Annotated in this window: 5 protein-coding genes; 1 reads left to right on the top strand and 4 read right to left on the bottom strand. The window is 60.8% G+C overall.

What is annotated here, in order from left to right; all coding sequences use genetic code 11:
* The 3 genes from Q0H50_RS08595 to rfbA form a co-directional block, all read right to left on the bottom strand.
* Positions 1-376, bottom strand: a 376-nt coding sequence (locus tag Q0H50_RS08595) for a dTDP-4-dehydrorhamnose 3,5-epimerase family protein (RefSeq protein ID WP_294421443.1), incomplete at its 3' end; no start/stop codon positions are given.
* A gap of 10 nt (positions 377-386) precedes the next feature.
* Positions 387-1,406, bottom strand: coding sequence for a dTDP-glucose 4,6-dehydratase (rfbB, locus tag Q0H50_RS08590; protein WP_294421441.1), 1,020 nt, complete (start codon positions 1,404-1,406; stop codon positions 387-389).
* Positions 1,407-1,555: 149 nt separating this feature from the next.
* Entirely contained in the window at positions 1,556-2,452 is an 897-nt protein-coding gene (rfbA, locus tag Q0H50_RS08585) for a glucose-1-phosphate thymidylyltransferase RfbA (RefSeq protein WP_294421439.1), read from the bottom strand.
* 435 nt (positions 2,453-2,887) lie between these two features.
* Here rfbA and Q0H50_RS08580 point away from each other — a divergent pair, with 435 nt between their 5' ends.
* Positions 2,888-3,523 carry an IS110 family transposase gene (locus tag Q0H50_RS08580; protein WP_294421437.1) on the top strand — a complete coding sequence of 212 codons (636 nt, stop codon included), beginning with the start codon at positions 2,888-2,890 and terminating at the stop codon, positions 3,521-3,523.
* A gap of 59 nt (positions 3,524-3,582) precedes the next feature.
* On the opposite strand, the gene istB is transcribed toward Q0H50_RS08580, so the two are convergent.
* Positions 3,583-4,218 carry an IS21-like element helper ATPase IstB gene (gene istB / locus Q0H50_RS08575; protein WP_294421435.1) on the bottom strand — a complete coding sequence of 212 codons (636 nt, stop codon included), beginning with the start codon at positions 4,216-4,218 and terminating at the stop codon, positions 3,583-3,585.
* Between the last annotated feature and the right edge of the window lie 88 nt (positions 4,219-4,306).

The raw sequence follows: 4,306 nt of genomic DNA, 5'->3' as shown, positions 1-4,306 counted from the left end.
CCTGGAAGGAGTTGCCGACGCCGCGAGGCATGTAGACGGCCTTGGAGGGGTCGATGACGCACGTGTAGACCTCGCCGAAGCTCTCGCCCGGCCGCAGGTCCACCCACGCACCAAATACGCTGCCCGTGGCCACCGAGATGTACTTGTCCCAGGGCTCGGCGTGGATGCCGCGGGTCACGCCCCGCTCCGCGTTGAAGGATATGTTGTTCTGCACGGGGCCCAGGTCGGGCAGCCCCAGGCCCACCTGCTTGGCGCGCTGCCAGTTCTCCTTGAACCAGCCGCGGGAGTCGCCGTGCACCGAAAGGTCGAACACCAGCATCCCGGGGATGTTGGTGCGCTCCGCCTTGAGCTCCTTCTCGAATTCGATCTCAGCCATGCCTGCCCCCTTACTGGCCCTGCGCCTTGTAGCGCGCCTCGGTGGCCGCCTTGGCCGAGCGCCACCAGGACTCGTTTCCGCGGTACCATTCGATGGTGGCTCGCAGGCCCTCTGCGAAGTCGTTGTGCGCCGGGCGCCAGCCGAGCTCGGTCTGAAGCTTCGTGGAGTCGATGGCGTAGCGGCGGTCGTGGCCGGGGCGGTCGCGGACCCAATCGAAATCGTCGGGGTCCTTGCCCATCATCTCCAGGATCATGCGCAGGACCGTGATGTTGTTCTTCTCGCCGTCGGCGCCGATCAGGTAGGTCTCGCCCATGCGGCCCTTCGTGAGGACGGTCCACACCGCCGAGGAGTGGTCCTCGGTGTGGATCCAGTCGCGCACGTTCTCGCCCCTGCCGTAGAGCTTGGGGCGGACGCCGTCGATGATGTTGGTGATCTGGCGCGGGATGAACTTCTCCACGTGCTGGTAGGGGCCGTAGTTGTTCGAGCAGTTCGAGATCGTGGTGCGCAGGCCGTAGGTGCGGGTCCAGGCGCGCACGAGCATGTCGGAGGCCGCCTTGGTGGAGCTGTAGGGGCTCGAGGGCTTGTACGGCGTGGACTCGGTGAAGCGCGCCGGGTCGTCGAGGGCCAGGTCGCCGTAGACCTCGTCGGTGGAGACGTGGTGGTAGCGGATGCCGTGCTCGCGCACGGCCTCGAGCAGCCGGAAGGTGCCCTCGACGTTGGTGCGCAGGAACGGCTCGGGGTCCGCGATGGAGTTGTCGTTGTGGGACTCGGCGGCGTAGTGGACGATGGCGTCGTGGCCGGGGACGATCCTGTCGAGCAGCTCGGCGTCGCAGATGTCGCCGACCACGAGCTCCACGCGGTCGGCGGGCAGGCCCGCGATGTTCTCGCGGTTGCCCGCGTAGGTCAGCTTGTCCAGCACCGTCACGTGCACGTCGGGGTGCTCCTGCACCACATGGTGCACGAAGTTGCTGCCGATGAATCCGCAGCCGCCCGTGACGATGATGTTTTTGGGCTCGAAACTCTCAGCCACGCGATCCTCCTATTTCGAAAACTCCTAGCCGGAGCAATTAACGACTCAGTAATGGAAATCAGCATAGCAGTCAACGCTACGACTCGGCGAATTTGCATTGCATATTCAGCAAACGCCCCCGCTTGAAGCGAGGGCGTTTGGATGGCTAATCAACGACGCTTGCTGACAAACTCACCTTCAGCAACTCGCTTCAAATGCTGACCGTAAACCGATTTGCCGTATTTATTCGCACATTCACGCAGCTGATCAGTATCAATCCAATTGTTCTCCCACGCAATCTCCTCGGGAACGCACACAGGAATATCTTGGCTTCGCTCAACAGCGCGCACAAACTCACCCGCTTCGTACAGCGATTCCATCGTGCCCGTATCCAGCCAAGCAAAGCCGCGACCAAGGGTAACAACGGACAAGGTGCCGTCCTCCAAGTACATGCGGTTGAGATCGGTAATCTCAAGCTCACCGCGAGCAGAGGGCATAACCTTCTTAGCCAGCTCACAAACACGAGAGTCATAGAAGTACAGGCCTGTAACAGCATAGGAACTCTTCGGATGCTCCGGCTTCTCTTCGATAGAAACGGCATTATAGTTTTCATCGAACTCAACTACGCCAAAGCGCTCCGGATCATCGACATGATAGCCAAACACCGTAGCACCCTTCCCGGACTCAGCAGCACTCACAGCGCCACGAAGGTGGGCACCCAATCCATTCCCGTAGAAGATATTGTCGCCTAACACCAGAGCACAAGATTCTCCTGCGATAAATTCCTCGCCAATGATAAAGGCCTGCGCAAGGCCGTCAGGGCTAGGCTGCTCAGCATAAGAGAGCCTCACGCCAAATCGGGATCCATCACCCAAAAGCCGCTCGAAGTTAGGCAGGTCCTGCGGGGTTGAAATGACCAAGATATCGCGAATGCCCGCCATCATTAGGACCGACAGGGGATAATAAATCATCGGCTTATCATAAACGGGCAGTAACTGCTTGCTCGTAACCAACGTGAGCGGATATAAACGAGTGCCAGATCCGCCGGCAAGAATAATACCTTTCATAAATCCTCCTCAGCAATAACCAGCACCGCAAATGTTGTTTCAGACACGACAGCGACCCCTGAAGCAACAGCATAAACGACTCAGATTATTCGTATTGTTCATATCTTATCTTTTAACAGCTGCAAGGTGCGCGCCAAAGCATCATTAATCCGAAATGCTTACCCCCCTCATATATTGTTCTTGCCACTTCTCGCGCAGTGGCCGCGCTCTTTTCTTGCGGACGCGAATGTGAGATAAGAGATGCGCATGGGGCGGAGGGCGCTTGCCGCACCCCCCAGGAGCCAGGCTCTTTAAAAAAGGCTGGCGCCTCCGGCCCGCAGGTGGACGCGAATTAGGCAGGATGGCGTGCGGCGCCGTATGTCCGATGAGGTTGCGCCTGCGGAAACCAGAGGAGAACCTCTGCCTCGCCGTGAAGCGTGGAGATCGGAGGACGCCATGATTTGCATCGGGATCGATATCGCCAAGAGAAGCCATGTCGCCAGCGCGGTCAACGAGAGCGGAAGCACCGTCGTCGAGTCGTTCAAGTTCGACAACACGGCGAGCGGCTTCGCGAAGATGCTGAAGAGGCTTTGCAAGGCCGATGCGACCCCGGAGAACAGCTTGGTCGGAATGGAGGCCACGGGGCACTACTGGGTGGCCCTGTTCGACTTTTTGACCTCGCATGGCTACGAGGCCGCGGTGATCAACCCCATCCAGACCGATGCCTTCCGCGACGTCTGGACGGTCCGCAAGGTCAAGACCGACGCGCTCGATGCGGCGATGATAGCCGACCTCGTCCGCTACAAACGCTACGAACCCTCCGCGCTCGGCGACGAGGCGACCGAGGAGCTGCGCAACCTCGCCCGCTACAGGATGTCGCTCGTAGAGCGCTCCACGGCCTTGAAGAACAGGGCGACGGCCATCCTCGACAGGACGTTCCCAGAGCTCGCCGGCCTGTTCAGCAACGCGTACTGCCCGACCCACCGCGAGCTGCTGCAACATTGCGCGACGCCCGACCAGGTACTCGGCACCGACATCAGGACGCTCGAGCGCATCCTCAGGGAGTGTGTTTCGTCAAGTTCTTGTCGATAAATTCTGCGTCCTGGTTTCGACGCAATCCGCAAAGCTGCCGGCCGCCGCATCCGTGCCGCCTAGTCTGCGGCCTTCCCGAGCATGAGCGCATGCTCCATCCTCTTGCTCGTCCCGTTGAACTCGACGAGCCTGCCGTGGTGCATGATGCGGTCGATGAGCGCGAAGGCGAGCTTGTCGTCGCCGAACACGACGCCCCATTTGGAGAACTCGATGTTGGTGGTTATCACCAGGCTTCGCTTCTCGTAGCAGTCGCCCAGCACTTGGAACAGCAGCCTCGCCCCCTCCCGGTCGAGCGGGACGTAGCCGAGCTCGTCGACGATGACGAGCCTCGCCCTCGCGATGTCCTTCAAAAGGGGCTCCAGGCAGTTCTCCCTGCTCGCCTTCGCCAGCATGAGCACCAGCTCGGCGGCGGTGAAGAACCTCACCTCCTTTCCCGCCTGCGCGCAAGCCATCCCCATGGCGATGGCGAGGTGGGTCTTGCCGCGACCGGTCTGGCCGTGGAAGACGAAGTCCTCCGCCTGCTCGACGAACCCCAGCGACCTCAGGTCGTCGACCCCGTAGCCCTCCGGCAGGGCAACCTGGGAGAAGTCGTAGCCCTCGAAGGACTTCACCTGCGGGAACCTCGCCTTCCTGACCAGGCGCTCCCTCTTCCTCCTGTCGCGCAGCTCCAGCTCTGAGGCGATCAGCCCGCGCACCGCGGAGACCTGGTGTTAGCGTCAATATAGTTTGCGCCGTATTTGCCAATTTATCGCGCCAAGCGGACCAACGTATATGCGCCGCCCG

Origin of the sequence: uncultured Senegalimassilia sp. (assembly GCF_934632265.1) — a bacterium.
Lineage (GTDB): Bacteria > Actinomycetota > Coriobacteriia > Coriobacteriales > Eggerthellaceae > Senegalimassilia.
This window is presented reverse-complemented; position numbering and strand designations above follow the sequence as displayed.